This window comes from Rhodoferax sp. GW821-FHT07G04, from assembly GCF_059418585.1.
Window position 1 is genome coordinate 398,729 of record NZ_JBWKQD010000003.1, and the last position, 14,068, is coordinate 412,796.

12 protein-coding genes are annotated in these 14,068 nt (G+C 64.1%); 2 read left to right on the forward strand and 10 right to left on the reverse strand.

The genetic code is table 11. The features are described 5' to 3' along the window. The 6 genes from AC07OO_RS19135 to AC07OO_RS19160 form a co-directional block, all read right to left on the reverse strand. A complete protein-coding gene (locus AC07OO_RS19135; RefSeq protein WP_495083730.1) occupies window positions 1-483 on the reverse strand; it encodes a hypothetical protein in 483 nt (160 codons plus the stop codon). 148 nt (window positions 484-631) lie between these two features. Then, window positions 632-2,491: a fibronectin type III domain-containing protein gene (locus AC07OO_RS19140; protein WP_495083731.1), complete on the reverse strand. Its 1,860-nt coding sequence runs from the start codon at window positions 2,489-2,491 to the stop codon at window positions 632-634. A gap of 191 nt (window positions 2,492-2,682) precedes the next feature. Then, window positions 2,683-4,959, reverse strand: coding sequence for a xanthine dehydrogenase family protein molybdopterin-binding subunit (locus AC07OO_RS19145; protein ID WP_495083732.1), 2,277 nt, complete (start codon window positions 4,957-4,959; stop codon window positions 2,683-2,685). Then, complete coding sequence (locus tag AC07OO_RS19150; protein ID WP_495083733.1) at window positions 4,956-5,420, reverse strand: (2Fe-2S)-binding protein; 465 nt, start codon at window positions 5,418-5,420, stop codon at window positions 4,956-4,958. Before AC07OO_RS19150 ends, AC07OO_RS19145 begins: the two co-directional genes overlap by 4 nt. A 15-nt stretch (window positions 5,421-5,435) precedes the next feature. After that, window positions 5,436-5,810: a nuclear transport factor 2 family protein gene (locus AC07OO_RS19155; RefSeq protein ID WP_495083734.1), complete on the reverse strand. Its 375-nt coding sequence runs from the start codon at window positions 5,808-5,810 to the stop codon at window positions 5,436-5,438. A 69-nt stretch (window positions 5,811-5,879) separates the two neighbouring features. Further along, complete coding sequence (locus tag AC07OO_RS19160) at window positions 5,880-6,497, reverse strand: TetR/AcrR family transcriptional regulator (protein ID WP_495083735.1); 618 nt, start codon at window positions 6,495-6,497, stop codon at window positions 5,880-5,882. Between the two features lie 61 nt (window positions 6,498-6,558). Between AC07OO_RS19160 and AC07OO_RS19165 the strand changes: the two genes are divergently transcribed. Next, window positions 6,559-6,816, forward strand: coding sequence for a hypothetical protein (locus AC07OO_RS19165; protein ID WP_495083736.1), 258 nt, complete (start codon window positions 6,559-6,561; stop codon window positions 6,814-6,816). Window positions 6,817-7,102: 286 nt separating this feature from the next. On the opposite strand, the gene AC07OO_RS19170 is transcribed toward AC07OO_RS19165, so the two are convergent. Beyond that, window positions 7,103-8,578, reverse strand: a complete 1,476-nt coding sequence (locus AC07OO_RS19170; RefSeq protein ID WP_495083737.1) for a flavin-containing monooxygenase — start codon at window positions 8,576-8,578, stop codon at window positions 7,103-7,105. 111 nt (window positions 8,579-8,689) lie between these two features. On the opposite strand from AC07OO_RS19170, the gene AC07OO_RS19175 reads away from it, so the two are divergent. Beyond that, the gene (locus AC07OO_RS19175; RefSeq protein ID WP_495083778.1) at window positions 8,690-10,363 is read left to right on the forward strand and encodes an AMP-binding protein; all 1,674 of its coding nucleotides are present in this window, start codon (window positions 8,690-8,692) and stop codon (window positions 10,361-10,363) included. Here AC07OO_RS19175 and AC07OO_RS19180 read toward each other — a convergent pair whose 3' ends face one another. The 3 genes from AC07OO_RS19180 to AC07OO_RS19190 are packed head-to-tail and all read right to left on the reverse strand — an operon-like array spanning window position 10,364 to window position 14,056. Further along, complete coding sequence (locus AC07OO_RS19180; protein ID WP_495083738.1) at window positions 10,364-12,148, reverse strand: arylsulfatase; 1,785 nt, start codon at window positions 12,146-12,148, stop codon at window positions 10,364-10,366. Beyond that, window positions 12,135-13,145 (reverse strand): alpha/beta hydrolase, encoded by a 1,011-nt coding sequence (locus AC07OO_RS19185; RefSeq protein ID WP_495083739.1) that lies wholly within the window; start codon window positions 13,143-13,145, stop codon window positions 12,135-12,137. Before AC07OO_RS19185 ends, AC07OO_RS19180 begins: the two co-directional genes overlap by 14 nt. Next, the gene (locus tag AC07OO_RS19190; RefSeq protein WP_495083740.1) at window positions 13,142-14,056 is read right to left on the reverse strand and encodes an SDR family oxidoreductase; all 915 of its coding nucleotides are present in this window, start codon (window positions 14,054-14,056) and stop codon (window positions 13,142-13,144) included. The genes AC07OO_RS19185 and AC07OO_RS19190 overlap by 4 nt, the downstream gene beginning before the upstream one ends. Window positions 14,057-14,068 lie beyond the last annotated feature (12 nt).

Consider the following 14,068-nt stretch of genomic DNA (forward strand, 5'->3'; position numbering starts at 1 on the left):
CTACTGCACCAGCTCAGACACCTGGTACGCCCCCAGTTGGCTATCCAACAGTGCCCTCAGCTTCTGGATCGTCAGCTCAGTCTTTTCCCGGTAGTCGTCGATCTCGTACTGGTCTATGCCTCTTTGTGGGTTGACCAAGCCAGCTTGACCGGTGCGCAGGACGAGGCGGGTGCGGTGGTTGTTCAGTGTGTGGCGCACATGGTCCACCAGCTCCAGGCCGGCCCGGTCGCGTTCCATCACCACGTCTACGAGGGCCACGGCAATGTCATCGCGGTCTTCGAAAACCTGTCGGCCTTCTTCGCCAGAGAAGGCGCTGATGAATTCGAGTGATCGGCCCCGGAATTCGTAGCCGCGCAGGGCCAGTCGGGTTACGGTGTGCACGACGGCATCGTCGTCGACCATCAGCACGCACCAAGTGTCCTTGGGCCGCCAATCGGGAGAGACCAGCAGCGTGGAATCGTCTTCGTCGGCAAATAGCATCATGTTATTGCCCCCCGAGCCGTAAGCCGCACACCATCTGCCGCCGTGGCATGGTCTGCACGAGCCTACTGGATCACATTCTGCGACAGTTTTTGCCAGACTGCTACTACTTATTCTGATAGGGGAGCGCCTGCCGAAAGCAGGCGTCTATTCAGGGGTTCAGCAGGATGGCCGCTACCCCAAAAGGCACGACGGAGCCGTCGGTGATGGTCAGGTAGCCCACCTGCAGGTCCAGGCTGCCGGTGGGCGCCAGGAAGTGGTAGTCGTCGATATAGCCCTCGGCCCGGTCGTCCAGCTTGGTGCCGTCCGGCCACAGAAAGTGGATGTCGCGCGAGGCAGTCTGGGCTTCCCAATCCTCAAACTCCACCGTAGCATCGGCCCCCGTGCCACTACCGTCGGCGTACATCAGCTTTTTGGGCCCCAGGAAGGGTAGGCTGGAGCCAGTGACCTTGCCCGCCATGATGGACGGGTCGCCGCAATACATCTTGTAGCGCGCGCCGCCCAGGTGCATCGGCAGGCAGGCCTGGGCGCTGGTGAACAGCTTGGGGCAACCGTCGGCGCGGTAGCGCACGTTCCAGCGCGTGCCGTCCCAAACCGCGTAGCCATGGTTTTGCTGCACTGCACTACAGTTGCTCACACTGTCGGTCGTGAACACCATGAAGGCGCCGGGCGCGCCATCCCAGCGCCAGTCGGCCTGCGTGGGGAAGGCGACCTTGTTCTGGCGCGCATTCTTGATGCGCAAGTTGCTCACGCCGTTGGCATCACCTTCCACGCCGATCACCAGCGTGGGCGCGCAGCCGCCAGTGCTGGCGTAATCGGCGTCGGTGGCGCAGGTCAGCGCCGCGCCGCTGTTGAAGTCCTGACCCACAAAGCCGTCTTTGCTATCGATGGAAAAGATGCGTGTCTTGTTGTCACTGCCAGTCGCTTCAAAAAACAGGCGGATTTTGTTGCCCAGGTTGGCTGCCAGTGGCACGCCCTGGCCGGTGGCGATGCTGGCAATGTCGCGCGGCGCGGAAGATGCAGCCGGCGTGACCAGGCCGGAGCTACCTACTTTGCTGGTAAAGCTGAGGTAGCTGCTGGGCGTGGCGGCGGTGGCCACCGCACTGCCCACCGCGACCGACAACGAGGGGCTGGCCATGGGTCCGTAGTAGAACTGCACCCGCCCTGCATTGGCCGTGCCGGCGTCGCCGCCAATGCGCGTGGCGCTGAGGCGGGCGTTGCTGTCGGCTACCACTTTGGTCAGGCCGCCGACGCTGGCGCCGCTGCCTTGCAGTTGCCAGTATTCGGTGGCCGTGGTGGCGCTCACCGGTGCCGCGGCGCCATAGAGGCTGCAGGCGGCGTTCTGGCAGGCCCGGACCATGACGCGGTAGGCGGTGGCGGCCTTGAGCCCGGTCAGCGTGGCAGACGTGTCGCCCGCGTTGGCGCTGACACTGGTGCGTGTGCCGCCCACGGACTCCGTGCCTATGACCTCGAAGTGGTGCACGGTAAAGCCGGTAGGCGCGGTCCAGGTGGCGCTGAGCTTGCTGGACGATCCAAAGCTGAAAGCGCCCACGGTTTGCACATTGGGGTTGCTGGCGGCCACACCGGTGGGCGGGGCCAGTGTGTTGGACGTGGCCACCACGGCCACCGAGCTGGGCACCACACTCCACTGCGTCAGGTTGGTGCTGCTGAGGCTTGCGCTGTAGGCCGGGGCCAAGCCATCCACCTCTACGTAGGGAAAGGCCAGCACATAGGTGCTGCCGCTTTGCTGCAGCGTGGTGGAGTTGCTGATGCCGGCTTGCACGGCGACGGACGCGACCGAGCCCGCATCGGCGCTAAAGCTGGACAAATCGGTGGTCGTGGCCTTGGCCGTGTAGGCCTGCTTGGTGCCGCCGGGGCTGAATTCCAGGTAGGGAATCCTGAGGGTGTAGCCCGTGCTGTTCTGGATGAGGGTGGGCATTGTCTGCGCCATACCGTCTGCGCACGGAAGCAGCAGCCCAATCAGCAGCGAACGTGCGACGGTCGTATGCATGGTGAGTACCTCCGTGGCGAGGCGCGTTACGTGCCGCGCGGGTGTCTGCAGCCGAAGGCCAGTGTACGCCTGGGGCGCCACCAGGGCAACTGCGTTTTGCGCCCAGTCACATTTGGAAAACTGGCCGCTAGCCCTCGTGGAACATGCCTATTGCGCTACCTAATTGATAGCGCCTCTAAAGCCTTTGGTTATCAGGCTGCCAAGGGCAGTCGCCGCACCCTCTTGCCCGTCAGTACAAACAGCGCGTTCGCCACAGCCGGCGCCAGCGGCGGCACGCCGGGCTCGCCCACACCGGCGGGCGCGCGGGTGCTGGGGACGATCCAGGTCTCCACCACCGGGGCTTGGTCCAGCATCACCATGGGGTAGCTGGGAAAGCTGGTCTGCTGCACTGCACCGTCCTTGATGTCGATCTTGCTGTACAGCGCGGCGGTGAGGCCAAAGATGACCGCGCTTTCCATCTGCTGCGCCACGGTGTTGGGGTTGACCACGGTGCCGCAGTCCACGGCCACCACGACGCGGTGCACGCGCGGCTTGCCGTCTTGCAGCGACACCTCGGCCACCTCGGCGACGATGCTGCCGAAGGATTCGTGCAAGGCCACGCCGCGGGCGCGGCCTGCGGGCAGGGGCGTGCCCCATTGCGCTTTCTCCGCCGCCAGCTTCAGCACGGCCAGGTAGCGGGGCGCGTCCTTGAGCAGCGCGCTGCGGAAGGCCACCGGGTCCTGCTTGGTCTCGGCGGCCAGCTCGTCCATAAAGCTTTCCGAGAAGAAGGCGTTGTGCGAATGGCCGACCGAGCGCCAAAAACCCACTGGCACGCCCATGCGCGTAGCCACGTGCGACATGTGCTGGTTGGCAAAGCCATAGGGCAGGTCGAACAGGCCTTCGGACGCCGTCTTGTCCGGCATGTCGATGGGGCCGGACAGGGCGGGCAGGCCGCGCTCCATCCAGCGCGGGCTGATGGCGTCGCCGGCAGATTGGATGCGCAGGCTGCTGACGGCGCCTTGGGCATCCACCGCCGCCAGCAGCTTGGCCACATGCATGGGGCGGTAGAAGTCGTGCGTGGTGTCCTCTTCGCGCGACCAGGCCAGTTGCACCGGCTTGCCGCCGCATTCCATGGCGACGCGCACTGCCTGGGCGACAAAGTCGACATCCAGGCGGCGGCCAAAGCCGCCACCCAGCAGCGTGGTGTGCAGCGTGACCTTGTCAATGTCCACGCCTGCAACCTTGGCGGCCATGGCGCGGGCCATATTGGGGACCTGGGTCGGGGCCCATATCTCCACCTTGCCATCCTTGACCTGGGCCGTGCAGTTCATGGGCTCCATCGTGGCATGGGCCAGATAGGGCGCGTAGTAGGTGGCCTCCACCTTGCGCGCGGCCGAGGCTTCTGCATCGGCTGCCTTGCCTTTCTCAAAGAAGGTGTTGCCTGCGCCGGGTTGCAGGACGGCCAGCAGTTGGGCCTCAATCTGCGCAGTGTCGAGTGCACCTTGGGCGCGCTGCTGCCATTTGGCGTCCACCGCCTGCACGGCCTGGCGGGCATGCCAAGTGGTCTTGCCCACGATGGCAAAGCCGGCGGTGGAGCCGCCCGCCGCGTCCAACTGCACCAGGCGTTCCACACCGGGCATGGCCAGCGCGGCCTTGGAGTCGATGCTGGCCACCGTGCCACCCAGCATGGGTGCCATACGCACCTGGGCATACAGCATGCCGGGCAGGCGCACGTCCAGCCCAAATTGGGCGGTGCCGTTGGTCTTGGCGGGTATGTCGGTGCGCGGCGCGGGCTTGCCGATCAGCTTCCAATCCTTGCGGTCCTTGGGTGTAACGGTGCCGGGCGCCGTGCCGGCAGCAGCGCTCGCCAGTGCACCGTAGTGCGCAGTCTTGCCGGATGCGTGCGACACCACGCCATCCTTGATACTCAATTCCTGGGCCGGAAGCTTCCACTCTGCAGCGGCGGCGCCCACCAGGCTGGCGCGAGCGGTGGCTGCTGCGTTGCGCAGGGGCTCCCAGGCATCGGCTATCGTGGACGAGCCGCCGGTGGCGTCAATGCCCAACTCGCGGGCGATCTTGCCAACCACCCAATGGCCGACCTTGACGGTAGTGGTCTGATGACCTTCTTCGGAGTCGAGTGGATGGAAGGGCAGGCTGCCCAGCAGCATGGCCACATTGCCATAAATCTTGTCGGCACCGGCCTGCTCCAACCGCACGCGGGCCAGGGGCACATCCAGCTCCTCGGCCACCAGCATGGCCAGCGCGGTGTGCACGCCCTGGCCCATTTCGCTGCGCGGCATGGCCAGCACCACGCTGCCGTCTGCCGCAATCTTGATCCAGCCATTCAGGGCTACGTCGCCCTGCGTGGGCAGCATCATGTCGGGCGTGCCCAGGCGCGAGCGGGCGGGCAGCACGCCCCAGCCTACGACCAAGGCACTGATGCCACCAACGGCACCCAGCGCGCTCAAGAGCAGTGTGCGGCGCTTCATGCTGCGGCTCCTGTTGTTGCGCCGGCGGCGCGGTGGATGGCGGCGCGCACACGTTGGTAGGTGCCACAGCGGCAGATGTTGCGCATGGCCTCGTCGATGTCGGCATCGGTGGGTTTGGGTTTGGCCTCCAACAGCGCGGCGGCGGCCATCAGCATGCCGCTCTGGCAGTAGCCGCATTGCGGCACTTGCTCGGCGATCCATGCGGCCTGCAGTGCATGGGGTTTGTCGGGCGTGCCCAGGGATTCAATGGTCTGGATGCGTTTGCCCTCCACCGCAGACACCGGCATCACGCAGGATCGGGTGGCTTCGCCGTCTATGCGCACCGTGCAGGCGCCGCAGGCGGCCACGCCGCAGCCGAACTTGGTGCCGGTCATGTTGAGCACATCGCGCAGCACCCACAGCAAGGGCATATTGGGGTCGGCGTCCACCGGGGTGGGTTTGCCGTTGATGTTGAGTTCCATGGCGGGTCTCCGTTTTTATGGGTTTTGGGGTTTGAGTTGTTTGGGGTCGTAGAAGAATTGTTCTTCGGCAATCTGGTCACCATCCCAGCGCTGGTAGGCCAGCTCTTCCAGGCGGGTGCGGCTGCCGTCCAGGTATTCGAACTGGAAAATCCAGCGTATGACCACATGGTCGCCGTTCACGAAAACGGGGTGCACGCAGGTGGAATGCACGGAGCGGGCCTTGGCCAGGGTGGCGGCCTCGCCTGCCATCAGCGTGTCGCGGCCTACGCGCGGCGGGTTGTTGTTCTCGCGCATGGATGCATTGGGTGTGTAGAAGGCGGCAATGGCCTCGACATGGGCGTTGGATTCGACCTGGGCAATGAATCGGTTCAATGCATCCGCAGATGGCATGGTGTCTCCTGGAAACGGGCTTGGTGTTCGGCGCACGCGATGGTGCATTAAAAACCATTTCCTTGCCAGTCAGGTCTTTTGCGCGACTTGTTGTTGGATCAGGTATTTGGTGATCAGGCTCTGCAGGTAGTCTTGCATGCGGGGCAGGGTGTTGGGGCGGCTCAGGGCCTGGTTGCTGCCCACAATCGCGAGATAAAACAACAGCGCCAATTCGGTGGCCGCGTTGGTGTCGCCGGTGATGCGCTGAAACTTTTGCTGGAACAAGGACATGCGGGCCTGGTCCACCGCGCTGAGCATGGCGGCCAGGTCTGCGTCATGCCGGCCCTGCGCACGCAGCGCCATCTCAAAACGTATGTTCTCGCGGTTGGGCCCCGCGTGCGCCAGGGCCGCTTCCAGCAAACGGTCCAGATCGGCCACGGGGTCGTCGGTGGACTGGGCGCGCACGTCCTTGTCGATCTCGGTCTCACGCAGCCGCCAGCGCTCCAGCAGGGCGCGCATCAGCTCGGCATGGTCGGCGAAGTGCCAGTAGAAGCTGCCGCGTGACACGCCCAAGGTCTGGGCGAGCAGCAGCACGCGCACGCTGTCCAGGCCGCCGTCGACGACGGCGTCAAAGGCGGCGTCCAGCCAATCGTCGCGACCCAGGCGGGGCGCGGTGGCCCGCTTGCGAGTCTTCTTGGCGACAGTCATAGGCCCTCCCTTGGTTTTAAATTGCAAATCAATACACAAGTGTACTGATGCTTGAGGGCTTATGAAAAATACTTTGAAACTGGCGTGTCTGGTGATTTACGGGTTGGGCGTTGTGGCGTGGGTGGGCTTGTTGCCTCCGGGTGTTGGTACAGCGATGCAATGGCTGGCGCTAGCGTTACTGGTCGCGCACGCGGTGGAAGCGGTGCTGATGTTCCGCTACGTGCGCCGCTATGCCGGGCCGCTATGGGTCAGCGTCGTGCTGACCCTGCTATTCGGCTTGTTGCACTGGAAGCCCTTGGCACGCAAAGCAGCCCGGTAGCCTTAGGGCCTGTTCACACTATTTTTGCGAGATGCGTTGCGGATCAAAAAGGCTGTGCGCAAGGCGCGAAACGCAGCCGGGGTTTCCCCCGGCAAGGCTTCGCAACGCCGCGCACAGCCTTTTTGGCCGCAACCCGAAGGGAATGGGGGTTAAAACAGCGCCACCCGTCGTTGCGCTTCTAGCCCAGACGGCCAGTCTGGGCGTCGTCGCACGCCTAGATTGGTGCCGTTTTAACCCCATTCGCACTCGCAAAAATAGTGTGAACAGGCCCTAGCTACCAGGGCTCTCAGGCCAGCGTTCCCAGGGGCTGGAAAGCGGCCCAGTCAAATTGCGACAGCGCCTTGCGGAAGCGGAACGTGAAGTCCGGCCACAGGGCCCGGTTCTTGCCATCGGCACCCAGGTACCAGCTTTTGCAGCCGCCGGTGTTCCATACGCTGCCTTGCAAGCGTGCTTGCAGGCTGTGGTTGAAGCGCTGCTGTTTGTCGACCTTCACATCAAAGGCCGCTACGCCTTGGGTCCGCAGCGCTTGGATGGCGGCCATCACAAAGCGGGTCTGGGATTCGATGATGTAGACCATGGAGTTGTGGCCCAGGCCCGTGTTGGGGCCTGTCATCAAAAACAGATTGGGAAAGCCGTGGACCACGGTGCCCAGATAGGCCTGCGGGCCCTTGGCCCACACGGCGTTCAGGTCTGTGCCGTTGCTGCCTACGATGTCAAACGGCGTGCCCGCATCGGCCACTTGAAAGCCGGTGGCGGCAATCAGCACATCCAGTTCGTGGTGGCTGCCGTCGGCCGTTACCACGCCGGTGGGGGTGGCGCGCACCACGCCGTGGTTGACCAGGCTGACATTGGGGCGTTGCAGTGCGGGGTAGAAGTTGTCGGACAGCAGGATGCGCTTGCAGCCCAAGCGGTAACTGGGAGTCAGGTGCTGGCGCAGCGCAGGGTCTTTCACCTGGTGGGCGATGTAGCGATGTACTTTTTTCTCGGAGTGGCGCAGCAAAACCTGCGCGCGGGTGAATGCAAACATGCGCGACTCCAGCCGGATGTAGGTCAGCGCCCGGTTCAGGCGCTGGCGCCAAGGGCTGCGCCGGTACAAGGCCTGGGTCTCGGGGCTCACCGCCTCATCGTTGCGGGGGATGACCCAGGCCGCCGTGCGCTGGAACAGGCTCAGGTGCCCACAGTTGGGCGCAATGGCCGGCACGATTTGTATGCTGCTGGCACCCGTGCCGATGACGCCCACGCGCTTGCCCGTCAGTGGCACGTCGTGTCGCCAGCGCGCGGAGTGGAACACCGTGCCCTGGTATTGGTCCAGCCCCTCTATGACCGGCATTTGCGGGCGGCTCAGCCCACCCGTGCCGACGGCCAGGGTGCGGGTATGGAGCACGCTGCCGTCCTCCAGATGCACGGCCCACAGATGCTCGCGGGCCAGCCACTCGGCCCGCACCACGCGGGCATTGAACTGCATGCCGTGGCGGATATTGCCCTGGTCCGCACAGCGGTTCATATAGGCCGCTATCTCGGCTTGTGGTGGGTATAGGCGGCTCCAGTCTGGGTTGGGCATGAAGGAGAAGGAATACAGGTTGGACGGGATGTCGCAAGCGGCCCCCGGGTAGTGGTTGTCGCGCCAGGTTCCGCCCAGCGCGGGCGCTTGTTCCAGCAGCCGCCAGCGCAGGCTTTTTTGCTGCGCGTGCAAGGCCAGACACAAGCCCGAGAAGCCGCTGCCCACCACCAGAAGATCCAGCGCGGAGTGACCAGGCGCCATAGTGAAACCCCCTTAAAAATCGATTGAAACCAACAAACAATACACTAGTGTATGTTATTGCGTTATGCTCTGTCCAGTGCATTTGTTCTGCCGCGCTTTGAAACGGAGTGGATATGGAAAAAAATTTGGGTTCAGAGTTACTCGCCCGGCGTGCCGGCTGAGATTGATGTGCATGCCCTGGGCTCTATCGCCGACTACTTTGACGATGCCGTGGGCCAGCACGCATCACGTGCGGCCTTCATCAGCGGGGCCACGGGTGTGGCGATCAGTTACCAGCGCCTGGATGAACTGTCGGGCCACTTGGCGGCCTATTTCCAATCGGTACTGGGCCTGCCACAGGGCGCGCGGGTTGCATTGATGATGCCCAATGTGCTGCAGTACCCGGTGTGCCTGTTTGGCCTGTTGCGGGCCGGTTATGTGGTGGTCAACGTGAACCCCATGTACACCGCGCGTGAGTTGGAGCACCAGCTCATCGACTCGGGTGCAGAGGCCATGGTGGTCATCGAGCTGTTTGCGCATACGCTGGCCAAGGTCATCGCCAAAACGCCGGTGCGGCATGTGGTGGTTACCGGTGTGGCCGACATGATGCCCTGGGCCAAGCGCTTGCTTGGCAACTTCCTGGTACGCACCGTCAAGAAGGCCGTGCCGCCCTACCACTTGCCCGGCAGCGTGGGTCTGCTGGAGGCGCTGGAGCAGGGCGCACGGGCGCCGTTTCTGCCTGTGGACATTGCGCCTGAGGATCTGGCCTTTTTGCAGTACACGGGTGGCACCACCGGCGTGTCCAAGGGGGCCATGCTGACCCACCGCAACATCATGGCCAATGTCAAACAGGTGCAGGTCTGGAGCGAGCCGTTTCTGGACCGCAGCGTGGACCTGATCAGCATCACGGCCATTCCGCTGTACCACATCTTCGCGCTGGGCAACTGCCTGGGATTCATCGGGCTGGGTGGCACCAATGTGCTGGTGTCCGACCCGCGTGACATCCCGGGCTTTGTGCGGGTGCTGGCCAAGTACCGTTTTGTGTCGCTGCCGGCGGTCAACACGCTGTTCAATGGCCTGCTCAACGATCCGAATTTTGCGAAGGTGGATTTCAGCCAACTCAAACTGGCGGTTGGCGGCGGGGCGGCTGTGCAGCGGGCGATTGCCGAGCGCTGGCAGGCCACCACCAAGGCCCCGCTGGTGGAAGGCTATGGCTTGACCGAATGCTCGCCTACGGTCACCGTCAACCCCTTCCACCTGACGGACTACAGCGGCAGCATAGGTCTGCCTGTGCCTTCGACTGACGTATCGATACGGGATGGCCAAGGTCGGCCGCTACCGGTGGGCGAATCGGGCGAATTGTGCGTGCGCGGCCCGCAGGTGATGAAGGGCTACTGGAACCGCCCGCAAGAGACCGCCAAGGTGATGACGGCCGACGGCTTCTTGCGCACCGGTGACGTGGCCGTCATGGACGCGCGCGGTTTTCTGAAAATCGTGGACCGCTTGAAGGACATGATCCTGGTGTCCGGCTTCAACGTCTACCCCAACGAGATTGAAGACGTCGTGATGATGCACCCCGAGGTGCTGGAAGTGGCTGCAGTGGGCAAGCCCAGCGTCAGCACGGGTGAGGCGGTCAAACTCTTTGTCGTCAAGAAATCACCCACGCTGACACGGGACGCGTTGATTGCCCACTGCCGCCAGAACCTGACGGCCTACAAGGTCCCACGTGAGGTGGAGTTCATGGCCGAACTGCCCAAGAGCAATGTCGGCAAGATACTGCGCCGCGAACTGCGAGACCGCGCCTGATCAGCCGGCAAGCTGCTTGCTCTGACGCCTGCGAAGGGCCCAAGCCAGCAGTAGCAAGCCAAGGCCGACCGCATAGGGCAGGGCGGCTCTCAATTTAGGCAGGGCGTAAGCATGCAGCGCATAGCGCAAGCCGGCGGCTTGCAGGTCAAAGCCCTCGGGTATCGGCAACACGCGGTTGGCTTTGGCATAGGCGGCGTAGTCGGCCTTCAGGTCAGTCACGACATCCGGCAACTGCGCTGCCAAGTCATTGGCCTCGCCGGGGTCTTTGTCCAGGTCGTACAAGTGCCACTGGCCATCGCCCAGCGGCGCGATGTTCTTCACCAGCTTGTAGCTGCCTTTGAACACCACCTGGCAGCCCGATAGTTCATAGCCCACCGCATCCTGCGATCCGTACACGGCAGCGGTCTTGCCCTGCAGCAGCGACAGCATGCTGCGCCCATCCATGGGCTCCACTGGGCGGCCTTGGTACACACCCTGGTGGGCTGCAACACCCGCGGCTTCCAGCAGCGTGGGTACGATGTCCTTGACCTGAGTCAGCGCGCCACTCTGCTGGTCGGGCACACCGCCTGGTACGCCCGAGATGATCAGCGGCACCCGCAACCCGCCTTCGCTGCCAAAGTATTTGTAGCCGCTCAAAGGGGCGACGGTGGCGCTGGCCCAGCTGGGGCCATTGGCCGAGAACGTGCCTTTCTCACCCAGGGGGTTGGTGTCGGTGGCGTAGTTCATGCGCAGCCAGGCTTTGGCGATGGGTATGTTCAGCGGATCGGCGGGGTCGGAGCCGTTGTCGGACAAGAACACGAAAATGGTGTTGTCGAACTGCCCGTTCTTTTTCAGCTGCGCGACCAGTCGCCCGATGTGGAAGTCCATGGCTTCGGCCATGGCGGCATAGACCTCCATGTGGTGGGCCTGCTGCTGTTTCTCGGTGGGGCTTAGCGCGTTCCAGTCGGTGGTGCTGGCCAGCGTAGCCATGCCGGTTGTGGGTGGCACCAAGCCCAGCTCCACCGCCCGGTTGCGCCGTGCCGCGCGCAGGGCGTGCCAGCCCATGTCGTACTTCCCCTTGTACTTGGAGACGAATTGCGCAGGTGCTTGCAGCGGAATATGGTTGGCCTGGAAGCCGATGTAGGCGAAGAAGGGTTTGCCGTCTTGCTGGTTGGCGGCAATGTATTCCTGGGCCTTGTCGATGACGAACTTGGAAGAGTAGAAATCGTCGGGCAGCGTAGTCACCTCGCGGTCTTGATCAAACCAATAGGCCTTGTCGTACAGCATCATGTAGGTGCGGTGCTCCCAGTTGTCGGAGCCGCTGTCGGCCTGGATGAAGGAGCGCTCGAACCCGCGATTGCCCGGCAACTGGTTGGGCGCCTTGCCCAGGTGCCATTTGCCGGTGATGTAGGTGTGGTAGCCGCTGTCTTTCAGCATCGTGGCCAGCGTGACGGCGTTGTCGTTGAGCACACCTTCATAGCCGGGCTTGCCTTCCTGCTCGGCGGGCATGGTCTCGGGCATATTGCCCACGCCATTGCGGTGGTTGTCCACACCGGTCATCAGCATGGAGCGGGTGGGTGCGCAGGTGGCCGCAACATGGAAGTTGGAGAAGCGCGTGCCGCGGCGGGCCAGAGCGTCGATGGACGGTGTGGCAATCTCGCTGCCGTAGACGCCCACATCACTGAAGCCCCAGTCATCGGCTACCAGCACGACGATATTGGGGCGCGGTGCAGCCCAGGCGCAGGGCGCGGCGATCAGTAATAGTGCCGCCAGCGCGGTGGGCAGCAGGCGGTCAAACCGTTTCATCAGTGCATCTCCGCGCGGTCGGTTGGTGGGGTGCGTTGCGCGGGCCGGCGCTGCGCAGGAATTGTGCGATCTTTTCAAACGCTTCTTCAGCCTGTGGCAGTTCGGGATTGAAGATCTGCCACACATGCATCATGCCCGGCCAGGTCTGCAGCGTGACGGACGATCCTGCCGCCACCGCCTTGCTGGCGAAGCGGCGCGCGTCGTCCAGCAAGACCTCGCTCTCGCTGGCTTGTATCAGCACCGGCGGCAGTCCGTGCAGATCGGCGTAGAGCGGCGAGAGCAGCGGGTTGCTGGGCAGCATGCCATGGCGGTATAGGTTGATCAGGGGCCACGCGGCGCGCGGAAGCCACAGCAGCCGTTTGAAGATAGGCCCCAGAATAGCGTCGGTCTTCAGGTTGCTGCGCAGGCTGGGGCTGCGCAGGCACAAATCAGTCACGGGGGATAGCGCGATGGCCGCATCCGGCAGGCGCAGGCCCTGGTCGCGCAGCCAGAGCAGCAGGCCCAGAGTGAGGTTGCCGCCGGCCGAGTCACCCGCCACATAGACGGCCTGCGCAGCGGTCTTGCGGTGCTTGTCGCCAGGGCCGTTGTGCAGCATCCATTGGTAGCCCGTGCGCGTATCGGCAATGCCGTCTTGCCGGTGGTGCTCGGGCAGCAGCCGGTAGTCAATGGCCAACACCGCGCAGCCGGTCACGGCAGATAGCTTGGCGGTGATGGTGCGATGGCTTTTGGCGCTGCCGACATAAAAGCCACCGCCGTGGATGTAGAGCAGGCGACGGTTTTCGTCCGAACCGGGCGCTTGCACCCATTGCGCCGGCACGCCACCGGCATCCACCGGGCGAAACCAGGCGTCCAGTTGTCGGTCGGCAAACATGGCATCCATTTGCTGGCGTATGGCTTGCAGCCGCTGGCGGCGGGGCACATTGCGCAGTGCCTCGCGGGCGCCACGCAGCAAGGCCATGGCTTGTGCCATGCCGTGGTCTGTTGCGGTGCTGCTCAATGTAATTCTCCGGTGGCACGGCGCGGCTCGGCATCTGGCGAGGGGTGGGGAAGGGCATGGGCGACCAAGCGGTTCTCGTAGTCGGCACGGGCCTGCTTGTCCAGACCGGTCATCATGCGGTCGGCCTTGATCCAGGTGCGGAAGGCGCGCATCCAGGCCCGTGGCACGATGGCCATCCACAGGTCGTACCAAGCCAGATAGCCAGGCACTGGGATCTCGGCCTTGCGCGACTCGCAGCTGGCCAGCACGGCCCGTGCGATGGTGCGGGGCGACACCACGGGCAGGCCGCGGCCCAGCGGAATGCCGTGTATCAACTCGGTGCGCACGGCAGTCGGCAGCACCGAGGACACGCTGACACCGGTGTGGGCCACTTCGTCACGCACCACCACGCTCAGGCCCACCGCGCCAAACTTGCTGGCGGCATAGACGGCCGCGCCGGGGATGGGGAATTTGCCCGCCATGGAGGTGATGTTGACGATGTGGCCGCGCCCGCGCGCCACCATGGCCGGCAGCGCCAGGCGCATGCCGTGGATGGGGCCCCACAGGTTGACGTCAATCATGGCGCGGCTCTTGGCGTCGGTCTCTTCCATGAACGGTCCCGCGGCCATGACGCCCGCGTTGTTGACCAGGATGTCGATGGGGCCAATCTGGCGTTCTACTGCACGCAGGAATGCTGCAAACGAGGCCTTCTCGGTTACATCCACCTGGAAGGGAAATGCGGTTGCACCGATCTCCGCCGCCACCTGCGTGACCTGGTCCAAATCCAGATCGCCCATGCAGACCTTGGCCCCTTTGGCGACAAAGGCCTCGGCCGTTGCGCGCCCTATGCCACGCCCCGCACCGGTGATGACGACCACCGCGCCGTCGAGGCGGATCGCCGGAAATTTCTCTGACCCTGAAAACAAGCCCATGTCTCTCTTCGT

What these genes read in the sequence shown, in the direction of transcription:
- AC07OO_RS19135 (WP_495083730.1), bottom strand. Translation starts at nt 483, where the DNA reads ATGATGCTATTTGCCGACGAAGACGATTCCACGCTGCTGGTCTCTCCC.
- AC07OO_RS19140 (WP_495083731.1), bottom strand. Translation starts at nt 2,491, where the DNA reads ATGCATACGACCGTCGCACGTTCGCTGCTGATTGGGCTGCTGCTTCCG.
- AC07OO_RS19145 (WP_495083732.1), bottom strand. Translation starts at nt 4,959, where the DNA reads ATGAAGCGCCGCACACTGCTCTTGAGCGCGCTGGGTGCCGTTGGTGGC.
- AC07OO_RS19150 (WP_495083733.1), bottom strand. Translation starts at nt 5,420, where the DNA reads ATGGAACTCAACATCAACGGCAAACCCACCCCGGTGGACGCCGACCCC.
- AC07OO_RS19155 (WP_495083734.1), bottom strand. Translation starts at nt 5,810, where the DNA reads ATGCCATCTGCGGATGCATTGAACCGATTCATTGCCCAGGTCGAATCC.
- AC07OO_RS19160 (WP_495083735.1), bottom strand. Translation starts at nt 6,497, where the DNA reads ATGACTGTCGCCAAGAAGACTCGCAAGCGGGCCACCGCGCCCCGCCTG.
- AC07OO_RS19165 (WP_495083736.1), top strand. Translation starts at nt 6,559, where the DNA reads ATGAAAAATACTTTGAAACTGGCGTGTCTGGTGATTTACGGGTTGGGC.
- AC07OO_RS19170 (WP_495083737.1), bottom strand. Translation starts at nt 8,578, where the DNA reads ATGGCGCCTGGTCACTCCGCGCTGGATCTTCTGGTGGTGGGCAGCGGC.
- AC07OO_RS19180 (WP_495083738.1), bottom strand. Translation starts at nt 12,148, where the DNA reads ATGAAACGGTTTGACCGCCTGCTGCCCACCGCGCTGGCGGCACTATTA.
- AC07OO_RS19190 (WP_495083740.1), bottom strand. Translation starts at nt 14,056, where the DNA reads ATGGGCTTGTTTTCAGGGTCAGAGAAATTTCCGGCGATCCGCCTCGAC.